Here is a 19,728-nt window from a genome sequence, read left to right as displayed (position 1 = left end):
TTAGGCTGAATTGGGCTACAATCGGCGCTTGTTATCTTAATTCCCGTGACAGGCCTAAAGATATGCTTACAGGTAGCTTGGTCGCTATTGTGACCCCTATGTTGGAAGACGGTAGTGTCGATTATGCAGCACTCGACCGTCTGGTAGATTTTCATATTGATAATGGGACTAGCGGCATTGTTGCTGTTGGTACGACAGGTGAATCAGCCACTTTAGCGGTTGAAGAGCATTTGAGCGTAGTTGAAGCGGTCATCAAACGCAGTGCAGGCCGTGTGCCAGTGATTGCTGGAACCGGTGCGAATTCGACTGCAGAAGCCATTGAGTTGTCACGCGCCGCAGAAAAAATCGGTGCCAATTACACCTTATCCGTAGTGCCTTACTACAACAAACCAACCCAAGAAGGTTTGTATCAACATTTCCGTGCTATCGCAGAAGCCACTGCCATCCCAATGATTTTGTATAACGTGCCGGGACGCACGGTGGCGGACATGAGCAATGACACAGCACTGCGTTTGGCTGAAATCCCCAATATTGTTGGGATTAAAGATGCGACGGGTGATTTAGGTCGTGGCTGTGATTTGTTCTTGCGAGCCCCAGAAGACTTTGCCATTTACACCGGTGATGATGCGAGTTCTTTGGCCTTTCTGCTGTCTGGGGGGGATGGGGTGATTTCGGTGACTGCCAACGTCGCACCGCGTCAGATGGCAGATTTATGCCAAGCATGTGCTGAGGGTGATGTTCGCCGCGCCCGTGCCATCAATGACCCCTTACAAGGTTTGCACAAACATCTCTTCTGCGAAGCCAACCCCATTCCAGTGAAATGGGCTTTGGAACGGATGGGTTTAATTGGCCCCACATTGCGTCTGCCTCTGACCCGCCTATCCGAAGGCGCACAAGCCCAAGTTGAAGCAGCCTTGACCCAAGCAGGTTTGCTCTAAGCTCTTTATACGCAAGAAGGAAAACCATGAAGGCTCGTTTTGTCACTCTCTTGCTGTTAGCAGCAGGTGGTTTAGCTGCCTGCAGCAGCAATACCGAACCCCTTGCCGGCAAAAAGCTAGACTACCAATCAGCGGATCCTAACCGCAAAGGCGCACTTGAAGTCCCTCCCGATCTCACGACGCCCGAGCTGAAAAATACCTATGCCTTACCCAAAGGCACAGTCAGCGCCAATGCCGCTCAACAGGCAGCATTGAACAAGCAACAAAGCGAGGCCAAAGGCAAACAAGGGGTATTGGTCAATGTGCCTAATGTGAAGTTAGAGCGCGATGGCTCACAACGCTGGCTGCGGGTTACCCAAACGCCAGAAGCCTTATGGCCAATTTTGGAAGAGTTCTGGCAAGACAATGGTTTTGTGATTAAAACCAATGAGCCTAAATTGGGTTTGATGGAAACCGACTGGGCGGAAAATCGTGCCAAACTGCCACAGGATGGCGTGCGCTTCTTGTTGTCAAAAGTGGGTTTAGATGGTCTGTATTCGACGCCCGAACGCGATAAATTCCGTGTCCGAATCGAGCGTGGTGCACAAGGTACCGAGGTTTATTTCACGCATCGCGGTTTAGTTGAGGTGTACTCGGATGAGAGCAAGGGCCAAACCATGTGGCAAGCCCGTGCAGCTGATCCAGAGTTAGAAGCGGAACTGCTTGGCCGCTTTATGTTGCGCCTTGGCTTGAACGAAGAAAAAGCCCGCGAAGAAATCAAAAATAGCCAAGTCGCCCCAGCGACGACTCGCGCCCGTATTGAAGGTAACAGCGTTGTCGTCAATGATCCATTTGATCGGGCATGGCGCCGCAGTGGTTTGGCTTTAGATCGTGCAGGTTTGGTGGTGGTTGACCGCAATCGTCAAGCGGGGGTGTATTATGTCCGCCCAGCACAAACTGAGTTGGATAAGAAAGACGACGGTGGATTCTGGTCTAGCCTCGCCTTCTGGCGTAGTAAAGGCAGTGACACCGCGACGAATAAGCAACCCGCCTTACAAGTGAAATTAAGCGGTGCAGCAGAAAACCAAACTCGCATTCAACTGTTGGATCCACAAGGCCATCCCTTGTCGGAACAACAAAGCAGTTCTATTTTGCGTGCGCTGCAACAACAGCTGAACTAATCCTCTCTGTTACCCAACAGCAGCCAAAGGGCGGTTCATACGAATCGCCCTTTTTTCTTCGTATCGTTTCAAGTCCAGAGACAATCCCATGTACTGCCCTACATTGTTTCGCGAACAACATCTCGACAAACTACATGAGGTCATCAAAAAACATCCTCTTGCGATGTTAATCACCACCGGAGAAAGTGGCCTCACCGCCAATTTGATTCCTTTTTCTCTTTCTCCTGTTGGTGAATATGGCACGCTGCATGCCCACTTAGCACGAGGCAATAGCCAACTCAAAGACTTACAGCAAGACAGAGAGGTGTTAGTGGTCTTTCAAGGCCCTGAGGCTTATGTGTCACCATCTTGGTATCCATCCAAAGCCGAACAAGGCAAAGTCGTACCAACGTGGAATTTTGTGATGGTACAAGCAAGGGGCAAGGCGAAACTGATAGAAGATGCAGCTTGGTTGCGAGCACAGGTTGAGCAACTGACCGACCAACAAGAACAAACACGGCCACACCCATGGCGGGTCAACGACGCACCTGAAACATTTATCGAACAGCAATTGAAAGGGATTGTTGGGGTTGAAATTCCGATCTGCCAGATTGAGGGCAAGTGGAAAATCAGCCAGAACCGCACAGCAGCAGATCAACGAGGTGTGATAGCAGGGCTGAGCAGCGAAGGGCTTTCGCTAGAAATGGCCAAGCTGATGCAGAACAAAGATTGAAATTTTCCATTCACTGACACAAACAATTAAACATAATGTATATTATTATTTTATTTAATTCTAGGAGAGATCGTGAAGATACAAAAAATGGTGTGTGGACTTGCTCTTGCTATCTTGAGCAGTACCAGTTTTGCTGTTGATATAGCAATGAGTGCAGCTGAAGCCTATGAAAAGGCAAAGAACAATGAGGCGTTATTGATTGACGTACGTGATCCAGTCGAAATTATGTTCACTGGCTTTACTGATAGCGTACACATCAACATTCCTTATCTGTTAGTTGACCGTACACGCTGGGATGAAAAGCGAAATGTATTTCGACTATATCAAAATCCCAAATTCGTGAATGAAATCGAACAAGCATTACAAAAACGTGGCTGGAATAAAAATGCAGAGATCATTACCATGTGTCGTTCTGGTAGCGAGAGAGGAGAACCCAGCGCTGCATTCTTAAGACAACAGGGATTTCAAAATGCTCGCTATGTAGTTCACGGTTTTCAGGGGGATGCTTTGAAAGAAGGCGAGAAAAAAGGCTTTCGTATCCAGAATGGTTGGCAAAATAGTGGCTTACCATGGAGCAGCAAGATGAATGCAGAAAAAGTTTATCGCAATGGTGAGCCTGCACCAAAACCGTAGGCAATTCGAAACAAAAAAGCCGACTGGTAACAGTCGGCTTTTTTTACTTCAGAGAAACAGCAATCAGATTACTGTTTTTTCTCTTCGGTTGCAGCTGGGGCAGCAGCAGCGTCAGCTGGAGCAGCGGCAGGCGCAGCAGCGTCAGCTGGAGCAGCAGGTGCAGCTGCGTCGGCTGGAGCAGCAGCAGGTGCAGCAGCGTCAGCTGGAGCAGCAGGTGCAGCTGCGTCGGCTGGAGCAGCAGCAGGTGCTTCAGCAGCAGGCGCTGGTGCAGCTTCAGCAGCAGGTGCTGGTTCTTCTTTTTTACCGCAAGCAGTCAAAGCCAAAGCCAACAGAGCAGCAACGAGGAGAGATTGTTGTTTCATTATGGTTACCTTTTCACGAGAAATGGACACGTTTATACAAACACATAACTTCGTCAGATATTGCTCGTATCCCTTGCTTTACCTGACAACAGCGATTTCTTAAAGTGGTGCAGATTCTACCATAGAAACCCGATTTTCCAACGCATCCGTCACAGCAAAAATGTAACGATATGTTTGAAGAATGAAAGGGTTTGTACAACATCGCGGAAAATCTGCTGACCTTTAAATTCATCGCCATGATAGCAAAGTCAATACAATAAGTTGACCTAACACAACAAAATATAGTGCAGTGCAGCAATTTTCGTTGTAGGAATGCAACATCATTAGTTAGTTTTGAAATTGCCAATACCCGCAAAGATAAGCGTCATATAACAAATTCACGGTTTCGCTAGACAAATCGGCATAGTTTGCGCGTCTTTTTGCCGCAAAATCCGCCCACCAAGTCATATCTTGATAAGGGACTTCTAATTTTTCACCATTCACATAAAAACTGCTTTGATAGCTTAACAACTGTGTTTTCAGGTCTAGCACCAGTGCATTACCTGCCTGCCAACAACTCAGGAAAGCCGCCTCATCTAGTGGATCTTCAGGAGGATCATAAAAGACATGCGCTTTGGGTTCAGTCAGGTAACGTCCGAGAAAATCGCCGATTGTATGATGATTCCACTGAATTTTGGCCAGCATTTGGCTAATCTGCGCCACCATCGCTGGACTGATCTCGGCGGGATTGGCCTGCCAACTTAAATCGGGATCGGCATAATGACCATCCAAACATAAATGATCTTGTAGATGCACTAAAAACTGGTTGGCTAATTCTTGTGCGCTTGGTGCTCTAAAACCAATTGAATAAGTCATTCCAGGCTCTAATGCCACCCCGTAATGGGCATATTTAGGCGGCAAATACAGCATATCGCCTTCTTCTAATTCCCATGTTTGGTCGGCAACAAAAGATTTCAGAATTTTTAATGGGGCATCCTCTACCAAACCTAATTGTGCTTCGGATTGAGCAGAAATTTGCCAACGCTTTTTGCCACCAACCTGCAATAAAAACACATCATAAGAATCAAAATGTGGACCAACTGTGCCGCCTGGTGGCGCATAAGAAATCATCAAATCATCTAATCGGGCATAAGGAATGAAATCAAAACGCCACAATAAATCGGCAATATGCGGGAGATGGTGGTTAACGCTTTGGACCAGCAAAGTCCAATCGGTTTCTGGCAACCGTTGAAACCGACTCGGACGGAAAGGGCCTTGTTCCAAATGCCAACGATTGGCACGATACTCCACCAAACGTGACTCAACATCGTCGCGAACAGCCAGCTGTTTTAAAACAGAAAAATCGACAATGGGGTCGAGGTCTTGTACGGCATGACGAATCAACAACGGTTTTTTCTGCCAGTATTCGGCTAAGAAAGCCTCAGCAGTCAGACCTCCCAATAGCGGAATGGCTTGATCTTTCATTTTTTTGAATCCTAGACGCGATAAATCGCAAACATAACATGGGCGGCGGGCCGCTCGGGCGAATTTGTGCGATAATTAGCACGATGTTTGAGTGGGGCTGATGGCCATTTCTGATGCACCACACCCTACCCATCATCCGCCTTTTTCGCTTTTTACGCAGATGGACACTCCTTATGCAAATCATCAAAAATACCGTCGTTTCTCTGCATTACAAAATGTATGATGCAGATAACCAACTGATCGACCAGACTCAGCCTGAAGAACCCATGACCTACCTGCATGGCGGTTATGACGGTATTTTCCCGCTGGTTGAAGAACAACTGCAAGGCAAGCAAGTTGGCGATCAAATTGATGTCACCATGCAAGCTGAAGAGGCTTTTGGCGACCACGAACCAGAATTGGTGCGCCAAGAGCCAATCGATGTTTTCCCAGAAGACATCGAATTAGAAGTCGGCATGATGTTCGAAGCCGATGATCCCGAAACCGGTGATGTGATTGTGTTCCGTGTCACCGACATCACCGATGGTCAAGTCACTGTTGACGGCAACCATCCTTTAGCCGGCCAAACCCTGCGTTTTGAAGCCACTGTTGCCAGCGTACGCGAAGCAACTGCGGAAGAAATTGACCACGGCCATGTGCATGACGGCCACCATCATCACTAATCAGTGCTTGATCTGGTCGGAATGACAGAAAAAATGCCGCGATACTGCGGCATTTTTTTATTTTCTCAAGCATAACGCCCGACAGTGATTCGCTCTACACCTGCTAAATCACGCTCGGTCACCACCTCACAAAAGCCGCGCTGTTGTAGTGCTTTTCGCACCGCCTCACCTTGGTCAAAACCGTGCTCTAGCCCCAACCAACCGCCTGAAACCAAATACAATGGTGCTGCTTCAATAATCGTCGTCAACGCCGACAAGCCATCTTGACCATCGGTTAAAGCGTGTTGTGGTTCAAAACGTAGATCGCCTTGCTGTAGGTGTTGATCTTGCGCTGCGATATAGGGTGGATTTGAAACGATGACATCCCACTGTGGTGCAGGACACGCGGCAAGCGCTTGCCACCATGAGCCCTGATAGAACGTCACCTGAGCACCTAATCGTTTAGCATTTTCCTCAGCCACAGCTAGTGCAGCACTGGAAAAGTCCGTGGCTGTAACATGAGCAGCGGCGTGTTCTAGTGCCAAAGAGGTTGCAATCACACCGCTGCCGGTTCCTAAATCGAGATAACGCATTGGCTGATGGGTAACCGGACGTGTTAACGCCCATTCAACCAACAATTCGGTTTCGGGTCGTGGAATTAATGTTGCAGGAGAGACAGCAAACTCACGGCCATAAAATTCGCGCCAGCCAAGTAGATAAGCAATCGGCTCACCCTGTTGCCGCCGTTGACAGAGCGTCAAAAAGGTTTCTGCTTGTGATCTTGGAATAACCCGTTCTGGATAGGTGGTTTGCTGCACACGAGAATAGCCCGTGACCTGCTCTAACAACAACCGCGCCTCTAAGCGCGGTAGTTGACTGACTTGCAATAGCTCAGCGATGGTAGATGACATTCCCATCCTCACAATAAGAATAGCGTGGCAAGGCCCAAGAAAATAAAGAAACCACCGGAATCGGTACATGCTGTAATCATCACCGAGGAGCCCATTGCTGGATCACGCCCAAAACGTACCATCAGTAACGGTACCAAGACGCCCATGGTTGCTGCCAACATTAAATTTAAGGTCATGGCAGCGGTCATTACCACACCCAGCGAAGGACTACCATACAAAATAAAGGCAATCAAACCAATCAAACCGCCCCACACCACCCCGTTGACTACGGCAACCCCAATTTCTTTACGCCACAAGCGCGAGATATTATTTGGCTGTAATTGCCCCAAAGCCAAAGCACGCACAATCATGGTGATGGTTTGGTTACCAGAATTGCCACCAATGCCTGCAACAATCGGCATCAAGGCAGCCAACGCAACCAATTTTTCAATCGCATCTTCAAATACCCCAATCACGCGACTGGCGACAAATGCGGTAATCAAATTGATCGCTAACCATGCCCAACGGTTTTGCACAGAACGAATCACTGGTGCAAAGAGGTCTTCCTCTTCTTTCAAACCCGCCATATTTAATACTTCGGTTTCCGATTCTTCACGGATGTAGTCCACCATCGCCTCAATCGTCACTCGTGCGATCAGCTTCCCTTCATGAGTCACTACCGGTGCTGATACCAAGTCATAACGCTCAAAGGCTTGTGCTGCCTCGCCCAAATCTTCATCAGGTCGGAAAGTCACCACATCACGCGCCATCACATCCTCAACCAATGCCTCAGGATCATTGACCAGCAACACATTGATCGGTAACACCCCTTGCAGGATTTCATCCTCATCGACGACGAAAATTTTATCAGCGTGGGTCGGCAGTTCTTCAAAGCGCCGCAAATAGCGCAATACCACCTCTAGTTTCACATCAGCGCGGATTTTGACCACGTCAAAATCCATCACACTACCCACTTGTTCTTCCGAGTGAGACAGCGCCGATTGCAACTGTTCACGCTCTTTACTATCTAAAGAGCCGATCACTTCATGAACGACATGCTGTGGTAAATCGGGTGCGAGATCGGCTAATTCGTCAGCATCCAAGCTTTCTGCGGCAGCAACCAACTCTTCGCGATCCATTGACTGAATCAGCGATTCGCGGACGGCGTCGGATACCTCCAGCAAAATCTCGCCATCGCGCTCGGATTTCACCAAATCCCACACCAACAAACGTTCTTCTAATGGCAAAGCTTCAAGGATATAAGCCACATCAGCAGGGTGGAGTTGATCAAGCCGTTTTTGTAATTCAACGATATTTTGCCGATGCACCAAATCTTCGACTAAGTCATGTTTGGGCATGTCTTGGCGATGAATCAATTCTTCGACAATTTTATGGCGGTGCAACAATGCAATGACCTGTTGCAGGCTGGCGTGGAGGCCTTCTGGATTGTGGCGATTATCGGACATAGGTGCATCCTCATTGCCTGCGGCGGTGCAGGCAATGAGCAATGCACCGCAGCATCAGGCGGGTAATAAAATCAAATAACTATCGTGTTGAGATCGACTGGGGAGGTCCATTGTCGTGGTCGGGTATTGCCCGAGCATTGAGAACAGGTTGCAGATTTTAGCGAGGTATGGCGAGAAAAGCATCAAGGAATGTCCGCATAAGTCATGCGCCGCACAATAATGGCGCTTTTCCTTAATAAACGGCGATCATTGCGATGGCTGTCGTAATAGCGTGGATTCGGCAACATGGCTGCCAATTTTGCCGCTTGTGGCTTGGCTAATTTCGCTGCCGACGTTCGATAGTAATGTCGTGCCGCCGCCTCTGCGCCAAACACACCGTCCCCCCATTCAACGACATTGAGATAAATCTCAAAGATGCGTTGTTTATCCAACACCATCTCTAGCATTACCGTAATCACTGCCTCTTGCGCTTTCCGCCACGGTGTCCGCTGTGAAGACAGAAACAGATTTTTTGCTAATTGTTGGCTAATGGTTGAACCGCCGGCCACGATACGGCCTTTTTGCAGATTTTTTTCCCACGCATCTTGAATGCCTTCCCAATCAAAACCATCGTGATTGAGAAATTTAGCATCCTCACTTGCCACAATTGCGCGCTTGAGATGTGAAGAGATATGGGGATAGTCCACCCACTGATAACGCAGCTCAGCCTCGGGATTGTCTTGCTGTAAGCGGGCTTGTTGTTCAGACATAAACGAGGTCATCGCTGGTGGATACCAGCGCCAATACACAATATGACCGAAAATCCATAGCTGATATAAAAAACAAATGGCCAGCAAAATGCCGACCACTTGTGCAATGCGCTTACGCAAGCTCAAGAAAGCACCTCACGCAACAACCCCATCACGGTGCGGGTTTCTGGCATCACGCCACGCCAGATTAAAAAGGCTTCGGCGGCTTGTTCAACCAACATGCCCAAACCATCGGCCAACATCGCTGCATTTTCTTGCTGCCCCCGACGTAAGAAAGGTGTTAAACCCGACGAGTACATCATGTCATAGGCCAAACTGCCCTCGGCAAAGAGACCATTCGGGATCGGAGGCAGTTCGTCATTCAGACTAGAAGACGTACCATTGATAATGATGTCAAACTGTTGCCCCTGAAGGGCGTCATAACCGCAAGCTTCAATCTTGCCTTGGGCAGCAAAAGCCGTTGCAAGGTCTTGTGCCTTACTCACAGTTCGGTTGACCACGGTTAGGCTAGCAGGATTTTGCTCTAATAAAGGCAACAGCACACCACGCACCGCCCCCCCTGCGCCCAATACCAATACCCGTTTACCAGCAATCGCAAAGTCGAGGTTTTGTACAATATCGCGTACTAGCCCGATGCCATCGGTGTTGTCACCAAAAATTTCACCCTCTTTGAAAGTTAAGGTATTCACCGCATCCGCCAATCGCGCACGCTCGGTCAGTTGTGTTGCCATCTGCCGTGCCTCGAGCTTAAACGGAATCGTAATATTGACCCCTTTACCGCCTTCGCTGACAAACTGCTGCACAGTGGTTGCAAAGCCGTCTAATGGCGCGAGCAAACGCTCATAAGTCAGTTTTTGACTGGTTTGGCGGGCAAATTCCGCATGAATCAAAGGCGATTGACTGTGGGAAATCGGATTACCCACAACAGCATAACGATCGGTCATAGGAGACATTTTCCTAAAAAAGCAATGACAAAATGATTAACCCTGCTGCCACGGCAGACCGCAAACCTTCCAGCCATTCACGGTACCGCGATGCCCTTGTGCATCACAATCGCCTTCAAAGCCTTCTAAGATATTAAACGCGGTGTAGCCCTCTGCGGCAGCAAGGCACGCCGTATCGTGCGAACGTGCACCAGAACGGCACAAAAATAACACTTTTTTCTCGGATGGTACCTGCGCTTTTAAGCTGCTAATAAAGTTGGGGTTTAATACCATGCCGGGAAACGACTTGTATTCGATATGAACAGCCTGTGGAACTTGGCCAACAAATTGCCATTCTGCCGCCGAGCGGACATCCACCAAAACCGCGTCTGCTTCAGGCATCGCCAATAAAGCCGCTGCCTCGGTCGGTAATAACAGACCAGCATAGGGCAAGCCCTGTTGTTGTGCACGTTGGGCGGCAGTTTGCAAAAGCGTGTCGAGCTCTGTCATGTCATTCCTCTTTCAATAGTCTTATTGTCGCAAGCGAGGCAACATCGCTTTGCAACACAGCAGGCTTACAATTTTGACTGCAGCCGATTATGTCAAAGAAGCGAAATCACCGCCAATGCTTTCACTGCCCGCCCCATTTTGTGACCTAAAATTGGCAAAAGCACACTATTGGTGCAATTTATTTTGCATTGCACCAAAAATGAGCAAAAACAGCCACCCCAGAAACTGTAACGGCATGGCACAATAGCGTTTCGCGGGCAAAATAGGCTTTTGCTAAGCGATTTTAAGCGGTTTGTTTAGATGGCACGCTTCCTGCTTTAAGAAAACGCGCTAGTGGCAGTAACAAGACCCACCCACAGAAATAAACCGAATCTGCATCTGAATTTTCAGGAGAACACCATGGCGGTTGCTGATGTTTTGAAGATGATCGAAGAAAACGACGTGAAATTCGTTGACCTGCGTTTTACTGATACGCGTGGCAAAGAACAGCACGTTACCATCCCTGCTCACGTCCTCACTGAAGACGCTGAAGAATGGTTCGAACACGGTCACGCGTTTGACGGTTCTTCGATTGCAGGCTGGAAAGGGATCCAAGCTTCCGACATGCTGCTGATGGCCGACCCAGCAACGGCCAATATCGACCCGTTCTTTGACGAACCCACATTGATCATGACATGTGATGTGGTCGATCCTGCTGATGGCAAAGGCTACGACCGTTGCCCACGTTCGATTGCCAAACGCGCTGAAGCCTATCTGAAAGCCTCTGGCTTGGGCGATACCGCTTTCTTTGGCCCAGAACCTGAATTCTTTATTTTCGACAGCGTGACATGGGGCGTGGATATGTCCGGCTGTCACCTCAAGATCGAAGCACAAGAAGCTGCATGGTCTTCTAGCGAGAAATACGAAGGCGGCAACACCGGCCACCGTCCTCGCGTGAAAGGCGGCTACTTCCCAGTGCCTCCAGTCGATTCTTCGCAAGACTTGCGTTCTGCGATGGTGTTGACTTTGGAAGAAATGGGCGTGCCAGTTGAAGTGCACCATCACGAAGTGGCCACCGCAGGTCAGAACGAAATTGGTACCAAATTCAGCACCTTAACTCAACGTGCTGACTGGACCCAAATTCTGAAATATGTGGTACACAACGTAGCACACAGCTATGGCAAAACAGCAACCTTTATGCCTAAGCCTATCGTTGGCGACAACGGCTCGGGTATGCACGTTCACCAATCGATTTGGAAAGACGGCAAAAACTTGTTTGCTGGCGACCAATACGCAGGCCTGTCTGAAACTGCGCTGTACTACATCGGCGGTATCATCAAGCACGCTAAAGCATTGAACGCCATCACCAACCCAGGTACCAACTCCTACAAGCGTTTAGTGCCACACTACGAAGCACCGGTGAAACTGGCCTACTCGGCGAAAAACCGTTCGGCTTCCATCCGTATCCCTCACGTGGCCAGCGAAAAAGCCCGCCGTATCGAGGCACGTTTCCCTGATCCACTGGCCAACCCATACATGTGCTTCGCTGCGCTGTTGATGGCTGGTTTGGATGGTATTCAGAACAAGATTCACCCCGGCGATCCAGCAGACAAAAACCTGTACGATCTGCCACCAGAAGAAGACAAACTGATCCCAACCGTATGTGCTTCGTTGGAAGAAGCACTGGATGCGTTGGACAAAGACCGCGAGTTCTTGACTCGTGGTGGTGTGTTCTCGAACGAATTCATTGACGCTTACATCGAATTGAAGATGCAAGAAGTCAACCTGAACCGTATGACTACCACACCTGTTGAATTTGATCTGTACTACTCGCTGTAATCCTTAGTTCGATCAAATTAAGCTAAAAAAGGCGGTGGCAACACCGCCTTTTTGCATGGGTTTGCATAAAAAACCGTTATGATAGTGGCTAAATCCATTGATTTGAGGGGATATCTGTGTTGCGTCTTTTGTTACTGGGCGGCAGCAGCATGAGGCTAGGTACGCCAGCATGGTTACACAACGTTTATCAGCCCACCCACACCACAATATCTCACCCCTACGCTTTCGATTATCGCGTTCCCTCCGCTTCACCCCGTATCAACACCGCTCATCCCCCACCCTCCCAGATCAGCGCCTTCAATCACGCTTGTCTGCCTGTTCAAACAGCATGACACCATCAACAACAGGCCCAACAATACGCGCCGACTGTCCTTAAAGAACAGCCATGCCAAGCAAGCATTGCGCCGGTACACCACGATTTGCGGCCATCCACCGCATCAACAGGCGATTGCACGCGACATGACTGGATTTGCTTGAATTTGACGCACCAAAACAGTGCGAAAGCTTGCTTCTTTTTTGGACGATACGCGCCGTATCGGGACATCCTCTGGTAAAAAAATGGCCTGCTTATTGCTTTATCGTGTTCGATAAAGGAGCGCACTGCGATGAACGCCCGTCAAGACAACCCGCTAAACCGTCAATTTTGTGGTTTTGAACTGCTCGATACTGCCCTGATTGCTGTCGATCAGGCCGGAGCCCTACGTTATGTCAACCCTGCTGCAGAAAACCTGCTTGCGCTTGGCTGTCGTGAATTACTACGACACCAACTCCACACCCTCTTTGTCGATAGCCGGCGTCTGCTGAATGGCTTAAAAACGGCCATCGGTAACAACGTCAGTTTTACCGAACACGACCTCGAGCTCGACACCTGCCAACAACAACATCTTCATGTGTTGTGCACCATCACCCCTATTGAACATCCGCAGTGTGCTGCGCTGATTGAGCTGCGGCCCGTGGAACAACATTTACGAATTGCCAACGAGGAACGCCTGTTAATCCAACAACAAGCCAACCGTGAGCTAATCCGTAATTTGGCACATGAAATTAAAAACCCTTTGGGTGGGATACGCGGTGCAGCACAATTATTGGCCTTGGAGTTGGCAGAACGACCCGAACTGCGCGAATACCTTGATGTGATTACCCAAGAGGCGTTGCGGCTACAGTCGCTCGTTGATCGTTTACTCACCCCTAGCCGCAAACATCAACAAGTTGAGGTCAATATTCACGAAGTGTTAGAACGGGTGCGTAGTGTGGTCTTGGCAGAATATCCGCATGGACTGAGTTTAGAGCGCGACTACGATACCAGTTTGCCACCTCTGCTTGCAGATAAGGAACAATTGATCCAAGTGGTATTAAACATTGTCCGCAATGGCGTACAAGCGATGCACGGGGTGGGTGATATTGTGTTGCGTACCCGTGTCGCACGACAAGTCACCCTTGCCCGCAAACGTTATCAATTGGCGTTGCAATTACAGATTATCGATAACGGCCCCGGCATTCCCGCCGAGCTAAAAGACCATATTTTTTATCCGTTGGTCACTGGCCGAGCCGAGGGCACAGGCCTTGGCCTGACATTGGCACAAACCTATGTCCACCAACATCAAGGGGCCATCGACTTTGAGTCACGCCCCGGTTACACCTGTTTTACTGTGTTACTACCTTTTGCCAGCAAACCGAATAACGGGGGAGAAAAAACACCATGACCCATCCTGTTTGGATTATTGATGATGATAAGTCTATACGCTGGGTGCTCGAAAAAGCACTCAGTCGGGCAGGGATTCAATTTGAAAGTTTCAGCAGTGCTGATGACGCCCTCAATGCCATGTACGACCGTGTGCCACGGGTGATCGTCAGCGACATCCGCATGCCCGGCACCGATGGCTTAAAGTTTCTTGCCAAAGTGAAAGGTGAGTATCCAGAGTTGCCGGTGATTGTGATGACCGCCCATTCGGATCTGGACTCAGCCGTCGCCGCCTTTCAGGGTGGGGCTTTTGAGTATTTACCCAAACCCTTTGACATTGATCATGCGGTGCAACTGGTCGAACGCGCTTTAACCGAAGCTAACCGCGCCGGACAAGAGCAAGATGATAGCAGTCCCGCCCAAGTGATTCTGGGTCAGGCACCGGCGATGCAAGATGTGTTCCGCGCCATTGGCCGTTTAGCGCAATCGTCAGTCACGGTGTTGATTACTGGCGAGTCGGGCTCGGGCAAAGAATTGGTTGCACATGCTTTGCATCAACATTCCACCCGCGCTAACCGACCGTTTATTGCCATCAACACCGCCGCCATTCCTCGCGATTTATTAGAAAGCGAGCTGTTCGGTCATGAACGTGGTTCCTTCACCGGCGCCAGCACCCAACGCCGTGGCCGTTTTGAAGAAGCTGAAGGAGGCACACTGTTTTTAGATGAAATCGGTGATATGCCGACCGAGCTACAAACTCGCCTGTTACGGGTGTTGTCTGATGGCCAGTTTTATCGTGTTGGGGGTCATACTCCGATTAAGGCCAATGTACGGGTCATTGCTGCCACCCATCAAAATCTTGAAGAACGGGTCAAAGCAGGTTTATTTCGGGAAGATTTATTTCACCGATTGAATGTGATCCGCCTACGCCTGCCACCGCTGCGAGAACGTACAGAAGATATTCCCCTGCTGGCACGCCACTTTTTACAAAAGAGCGCGCAGAGTTTGGGGGTGGAAGCGAAACGCTTATCCGATGCCGCATTAGAAGTGATGAAAAGCGCACCGTTCCACGGCAATGTGCGCCAGCTAGAAAATCTGTGTCATTGGTTAACGGTGATGGCACCCGGGCAAACCGTAGAAGTCGGCGACTTACCACCCGAGTTTCGCGATGAACCGCCCTCTGGCGTGGTTCAACATCATGGAGATTGGCTCAGTGCCTTGGCTGCTTTAGCAGAAGCCCGTCTCAAACGCGGCGAGACCAATATTATTGATGACCTCAGCCGCAGTTTTGAAGCAGCGTTGATTCGTGTGGCCTTGCAACACACCGGCGGCCGACGTGTTGAAGCTGCCCATTTACTTGGCTTTGGTCGCAACACATTAACGCGAAAAATCCACGAATTACACCTCGACGACGGCCACGACGACTAGGGCACAGCGCAGGCCCCCCTGCGCTGTCTGCCTGTTCTTTGTTATGCTGGAGGTTTGTTTGCTCTGTGCGGAATTCTCTCCATGCCAATGTGTTCAGGGGCCAGTCTGCTACTGGCAGATCGTGCACTTGTCCTTACTTTTCCAATTCTTGAAGGCTCACAGCTGATTCATTTGTCACGTCAGCGTGATATCCAAGCACAAGATTGGTATTCCACTGATCATCTTGCCCATCATATTTCCGCTTTACTCGACCAAGCCTATCAAGTGGGCGCTCAACCACCGTCTTTAGTCTATCCCTTGCTACCTGCCGATTGGGTGGCCAGTCATACCAATCAAAGCCGTATCCAACTCAACCACCCGACAGCCCTCGATGGGGAAACATTCAAACAGGCTTATGATAGTGCCGCGCCTCATCCTTTGACACCCCATAGCTTAATGTTGCTTGAGCTGCCGGCTGATTATGAAATTGATGGCCAATGGCAAACGCAACTCCACGCCTTACACAGCGGCCAAACCCTCACCGTCACACGCCATGCCATTTTTGCCCCACGACAACGACTACAAACCCTGTCTAAAGCGGTTCATTTACTGGGTCTATTAGTTGCCGTACCGCAAGTTGCCACCGTCACTACCGCGCACACCCTCGCACAAACTAAACAACAAGCCGTTGGTTTATTAGACCTCACCCCCGAACATGCAGTGTTAGCATTGATTCACCATGAGACACTACGACGCTTTCATGTGCTACAGGCGCCCACCGGCCTGCCTCCGCTGCGTTTGGTCAAGGAAGTGGCACAGCTATTAGATAACCTCCCACTGCCCTTGCGCCAAGACACACAATTTTACGTCCTCGACCGCCACCGCCGTATCCCACCCATCCTCAGCAGCCTTGCCAGCCAAGCCGGCTTAACTTTATTAGCAGGTAGCGATGCGGCTTTGGCCGAACAATTGGCACAACAGGCAGTGTATTCACTCCACCAACGGCAGTAAGGCAATACCAGCCAATGCGCTGGCACAGACCTCGCGCATGGTATGTAAAAAATCGGCCATATACGGTAAATGGGCATCTTCTTGCCGCACCACCGCATACAACTCACCAAATAACCCTCCCTCGCCAATCGGCCGCGCCGAAATATAGTGGCGATCCACATACGATTTCACCGCCCAAAACGGCAATGCCGCCACCCCTCGGCGACTGGCCACCAACTGTAAGATAGCGACAGTAAGCTCTGAGGTACGCCGTGCAGGATTGATTCCAGCAGGCAATAACACTTGCCGCACAAGGTCTAGCATTTCATCCGGCACCGGATAGGTAATTAAAGTTTGATCGCGGAAATCCTCCGCCGACAGACGCGGCTTTTCTGCCAAAGGATGATCATTTGCCAACAACCCCATAATTTCATAACGAAATAATGGGGTATAAAACACCGCCGGATCGGGTTCATATTCCGATACCACCGCCAAATCAGCACGATGGGTCAACAATAAGCTTGTTGGGTCGGAATGAAAACCGGACACAATATCCAGTTCAACCTCGCGCCAATGGGCACGAAAATCGTCCATTGTTGGCATCAACCAATCGAAACACGTGTGGCATTCCACCGCAATCCGCAAACAGCCTGCCTCACCATCGACCATACGACTTAATTCACGTTCAGCCTCTTCGACAGCAGGCAACACCATCTGAGCCAAAGCCAACAACCGTTGGCCGGTTTGTGTGGCGCATAAAGGTTGCCGTCGTCGATCAAATAGCTGGGTGTTGTAATGGGTTTCTAAGGCCTTAAGTTGATGTGACAAAGCCGATTGCGTCAGATGTAGCCGCTGGGCAGCCGCAGAAACGCTCCCCGTTTCTTGTAAAGTTAACATCGTGCGTAGATGACGCAGTTCCAAAACAGAGCGCGACATAAATTTTTTTCATCCTTACAATAAAAAACATGATTTTGCCTCATGTTGTAACTGAGTGCATCATGGCAGGGTGATTTTTTATGGAGCACTCGCTATGACCACCTTACACACCCTTGGTTTTCCCCGCATTGGCGCCCAGCGCGAATTAAAACAAGCCCAAGAAGCATTTTGGCGCGGAGAAAGCAGCGTTGAGGCACTGCACACCACCGCACGCCAATTGCGCCAGCGACATTGGTTGTTACAAAAAGGGGCAGGTATCGAACGCATTGCCGTAGGGGATTTCACCTTGTACGACCATGTTCTCGACCATCAAGTCTTGTTTGGCGCACTGCCAGCCCGTTTTGGTTTGGATGTTGCCAACTTGAGCACAGAAGATTATTTCGCCTTGGCACGGGGTAATGCCCAGCAACCTGCCTTGGAAATGACCAAGTGGTTTGACACCAACTATCACTATTTGGTGCCAGAATTTGACCGCCAAACGGTGTTTCAATTACAGCCAACAACCCTATTTAACCAACTGAGCGAAGCCCAAGCGTTAGGCATTCCAGCCAAGCCAGTGCTGTTGGGCCCAGTGAGTTTTCTCTATTTAGGCAAAGAAAAAGAAGCGGACTTTGATCGACTCAGCCTATTAACAGACCTCTTGCCGTTGTATGTCGATTTACTGACTCAATTGGCTGGCCGAGGCATTGATTGGGTGCAAATCGATGAACCGATCTTGGGCCTAGAATTAGATTCAGCATGGCAACAGGCTTTCTTAACTGCTTATCAAGCCCTCGCGGCTCAGCCCTGCAAGCTGCTGCTTACCACTTACTTTGCCTCGGTAGCAGAACAACTGCCTTTGCTAAAAGATTTACCCATTGCAGGAGTGCATATTGATGTCGTGCGGGCCCCCGCACAATTGGCGGCCTTCACAGAACAATGGCCAGCCGAACGCGTGCTGTCCGTGGGGATCATTGATGGGCGCAATGTGTGGCGGGCAGATTTATCGCAAAAACTCGCCCAGCTCAAACCCGCCGCCGCCAAATTTGGTCAGCAATTATGGTTGTCCAGCAGTTGTTCACTGTTGCATACCCCTGTTGATTTAGCTTTTGAGACAGGATTAGACAGCGAGTTGAAAAGCTGGTTGGCATTTGCAACACAAAAACTGAATGAGATTAAAGTGTTAGGTCGAGGTCTCGATCAAGGCGAAGCCAGTATTGCCAATGAATTAGCCGCCAGCGACCATGCGCGTGACAGTCGTGCCAAGAGCCCTCGCGTGGTCAATGCGGCCGTGCGTGCTGCCCGTGAGGCACTCACTGCCGCTGATGGTCAACGCCATGGTGCCTACCCACAACGCGCCGCCGCACAAAAAGCTGCGCTGAATCTACCTTTATTGCCCACCACCACCATTGGATCTTTCCCACAAACCCCCGACATCCGCCGCGCCCGCGCCGCTTTCAAACGTGGCGAACTTGATCAGCACAGCTATCAACAAGCGATGGAGCAGGAAATTCGCTTTGCAGTCGAAAAACAGTTGGCGCTGGGTTTGGATGTGTTGGTTCATGGTGAAGCCGAACGCAACGACATGGTGGAATACTTCGGCGAACAGTTAGAAGGGTTTGCTTTCACCCGCAATGGCTGGGTGCAAAGTTATGGCAGCCGCTGTGTGAAGCCACCGATTTTATTTGGTGATGTCAGCCGGCCAACGGCAATGACCGTAGCGTGGAGCCAATTTGCCCAAAGTCTCACCGATAAACCCATGAAAGGGATGTTGACTGGGCCGGTGACCATTTTGCAATGGTCGTTTGTCCGCGATGACCAGCCACGGCGTGATACCTGCTTGGATATTGCTTTAGCCATCCGTGCCGAGGTCAAAGACCTCGAACAAGCAGGGATTACGGTCATTCAAATCGATGAACCGGCTTTCCGCGAAGGTTTACCGTTACAACGCAGCCAATGGCAGGATTATTTAGATTGGGCAGGGTTTGCTTTCCGTGTTTCGGCTTCGGCCGTCAACGACAGCACACAGATTCACACCCACATGTGCTATTCCGAATTTAACGACATTCTGCCCGCTATTGCTGCTTTAGATGCCGATGTGATTACCATTGAAACCAGTCGGTCTGATATGGAATTGCTGGATGCCTTTGGTGAATTTGCCTATCCAAATGAAATTGGCCCCGGTGTGTATGACATTCATAGCCCACGTGTGCCGACTGAGGCGGACATAGTTCGGCTGTTGGAAAAAGCTTTAGCAGTCATTCCAGCATCGCGGCTGTGGGTGAATCCAGATTGCGGCCTCAAAACCCGTGGTTGGCCAGAAACCGAAGCGGCGTTAACCGCCATGCTGCGCGCCACTGAACAACTGCGCCAGCGATTAGCAAATGCCTAAATCGGCTTTGAGTAGGGTGGGCACCTGTCTCTTATACACATCTGACGCTGCCGACGATCTTACGCGTGTAGATCTCG

18 protein-coding genes are annotated in these 19,728 nt (G+C 49.9%); 11 read left to right on the top strand and 7 right to left on the bottom strand.

The features are described 5' to 3' along the window. Positions 1 to 62: 62 nt before the first annotated feature. From dapA to ACTBZS_RS05095, 5 genes are all read left to right on the top strand, one after another. Complete coding sequence (gene dapA / locus ACTBZS_RS05115; protein ID WP_463043472.1) at positions 63 to 938, top strand: 4-hydroxy-tetrahydrodipicolinate synthase; 876 nt, start codon at positions 63 to 65, stop codon at positions 936 to 938. A gap of 26 nt (positions 939 to 964) precedes the next feature. Beyond that, a complete protein-coding gene (gene bamC / locus ACTBZS_RS05110) occupies positions 965 to 2,098 on the top strand; it encodes an outer membrane protein assembly factor BamC (protein WP_463043471.1) in 1,134 nt (377 codons plus the stop codon). Between the two features lie 88 nt (positions 2,099 to 2,186). Further along, a complete protein-coding gene (locus tag ACTBZS_RS05105; protein WP_463043470.1) occupies positions 2,187 to 2,810 on the top strand; it encodes an FMN-binding negative transcriptional regulator in 624 nt (207 codons plus the stop codon). A gap of 72 nt (positions 2,811 to 2,882) precedes the next feature. Further along, complete coding sequence (locus tag ACTBZS_RS05100; RefSeq protein ID WP_463043469.1) at positions 2,883 to 3,443, top strand: rhodanese-like domain-containing protein; 561 nt, start codon at positions 2,883 to 2,885, stop codon at positions 3,441 to 3,443. Then, positions 3,397 to 3,891 (top strand): hypothetical protein, encoded by a 495-nt coding sequence (locus ACTBZS_RS05095; protein ID WP_463043468.1) that lies wholly within the window; start codon positions 3,397 to 3,399, stop codon positions 3,889 to 3,891. Before ACTBZS_RS05100 ends, ACTBZS_RS05095 begins: the two co-directional genes overlap by 47 nt. A gap of 241 nt (positions 3,892 to 4,132) precedes the next feature. Here the strand turns inward: ACTBZS_RS05095 and ACTBZS_RS05090 are convergent, their stop codons facing one another. Further along, entirely contained in the window at positions 4,133 to 5,269 is a 1,137-nt protein-coding gene (locus ACTBZS_RS05090) for a JmjC domain-containing protein (RefSeq protein ID WP_463043467.1), read from the bottom strand. Positions 5,270 to 5,442: 173 nt separating this feature from the next. On the opposite strand from ACTBZS_RS05090, the gene ACTBZS_RS05085 reads away from it, so the two are divergent. Further along, a complete protein-coding gene (locus tag ACTBZS_RS05085) occupies positions 5,443 to 5,931 on the top strand; it encodes an FKBP-type peptidyl-prolyl cis-trans isomerase (protein WP_460430813.1) in 489 nt (162 codons plus the stop codon). 65 nt (positions 5,932 to 5,996) lie between these two features. Here ACTBZS_RS05085 and prmC read toward each other — a convergent pair whose 3' ends face one another. From prmC to ACTBZS_RS05060, 5 genes are all read right to left on the bottom strand, one after another. Then, positions 5,997 to 6,821: a peptide chain release factor N(5)-glutamine methyltransferase gene (prmC, locus tag ACTBZS_RS05080; RefSeq protein ID WP_463043466.1), complete on the bottom strand. Its 825-nt coding sequence runs from the start codon at positions 6,819 to 6,821 to the stop codon at positions 5,997 to 5,999. 8 nt (positions 6,822 to 6,829) lie between these two features. Beyond that, complete coding sequence (mgtE, locus tag ACTBZS_RS05075; RefSeq protein WP_460430815.1) at positions 6,830 to 8,266, bottom strand: magnesium transporter; 1,437 nt, start codon at positions 8,264 to 8,266, stop codon at positions 6,830 to 6,832. A 182-nt stretch (positions 8,267 to 8,448) separates the two neighbouring features. Further along, positions 8,449 to 9,141, bottom strand: a complete 693-nt coding sequence (gene mtgA, locus ACTBZS_RS05070; RefSeq protein ID WP_460430816.1) for a monofunctional biosynthetic peptidoglycan transglycosylase — start codon at positions 9,139 to 9,141, stop codon at positions 8,449 to 8,451. Beyond that, on the bottom strand, positions 9,138 to 9,959 hold the full coding sequence (aroE, locus tag ACTBZS_RS05065; protein WP_463043465.1) for a shikimate dehydrogenase: 822 nt from the start codon (positions 9,957 to 9,959) through the stop codon (positions 9,138 to 9,140). The genes mtgA and aroE overlap by 4 nt, the downstream gene beginning before the upstream one ends. 36 nt (positions 9,960 to 9,995) lie before the next feature. Further along, positions 9,996 to 10,448 carry a rhodanese-like domain-containing protein gene (locus ACTBZS_RS05060; RefSeq protein WP_463043464.1) on the bottom strand — a complete coding sequence of 151 codons (453 nt, stop codon included), beginning with the start codon at positions 10,446 to 10,448 and terminating at the stop codon, positions 9,996 to 9,998. 399 nt (positions 10,449 to 10,847) lie between these two features. Between ACTBZS_RS05060 and glnA the strand changes: the two genes are divergently transcribed. From glnA to ACTBZS_RS05040, 4 genes are all read left to right on the top strand, one after another. Beyond that, positions 10,848 to 12,266, top strand: coding sequence for a glutamate--ammonia ligase (glnA, locus tag ACTBZS_RS05055; RefSeq protein WP_022652531.1), 1,419 nt, complete (start codon positions 10,848 to 10,850; stop codon positions 12,264 to 12,266). Positions 12,267 to 12,871: 605 nt separating this feature from the next. Further along, the gene (glnL, locus tag ACTBZS_RS05050) at positions 12,872 to 13,969 is read left to right on the top strand and encodes a nitrogen regulation protein NR(II) (RefSeq protein WP_460430819.1); all 1,098 of its coding nucleotides are present in this window, start codon (positions 12,872 to 12,874) and stop codon (positions 13,967 to 13,969) included. Beyond that, positions 13,966 to 15,375 (top strand): nitrogen regulation protein NR(I), encoded by a 1,410-nt coding sequence (gene ntrC / locus ACTBZS_RS05045; protein ID WP_460430820.1) that lies wholly within the window; start codon positions 13,966 to 13,968, stop codon positions 15,373 to 15,375. The genes glnL and ntrC overlap by 4 nt, the downstream gene beginning before the upstream one ends. An 81-nt stretch (positions 15,376 to 15,456) precedes the next feature. Continuing rightward, entirely contained in the window at positions 15,457 to 16,365 is a 909-nt protein-coding gene (locus ACTBZS_RS05040) for a hypothetical protein (RefSeq protein ID WP_463043463.1), read from the top strand. Here the strand turns inward: ACTBZS_RS05040 and ACTBZS_RS05035 are convergent. Next, positions 16,345 to 17,280 (bottom strand): LysR family transcriptional regulator, encoded by a 936-nt coding sequence (locus ACTBZS_RS05035; protein WP_463043462.1) that lies wholly within the window; start codon positions 17,278 to 17,280, stop codon positions 16,345 to 16,347. The genes ACTBZS_RS05040 and ACTBZS_RS05035 overlap by 21 nt on opposite strands. 94 nt (positions 17,281 to 17,374) lie before the next feature. Between ACTBZS_RS05035 and metE the strand changes: the two genes are divergently transcribed. Continuing rightward, the gene (gene metE / locus ACTBZS_RS05030) at positions 17,375 to 19,651 is read left to right on the top strand and encodes a 5-methyltetrahydropteroyltriglutamate--homocysteine S-methyltransferase (protein WP_463043461.1); all 2,277 of its coding nucleotides are present in this window, start codon (positions 17,375 to 17,377) and stop codon (positions 19,649 to 19,651) included. Positions 19,652 to 19,728: the final 77 nt, after the last annotated feature.

The organism is Aquaspirillum sp. (genome assembly GCF_055136605.1).
The sequence above is the reverse complement of the archived record's forward strand: the minus strand, read 5'-3'. Positions and strand labels throughout refer to the sequence as shown.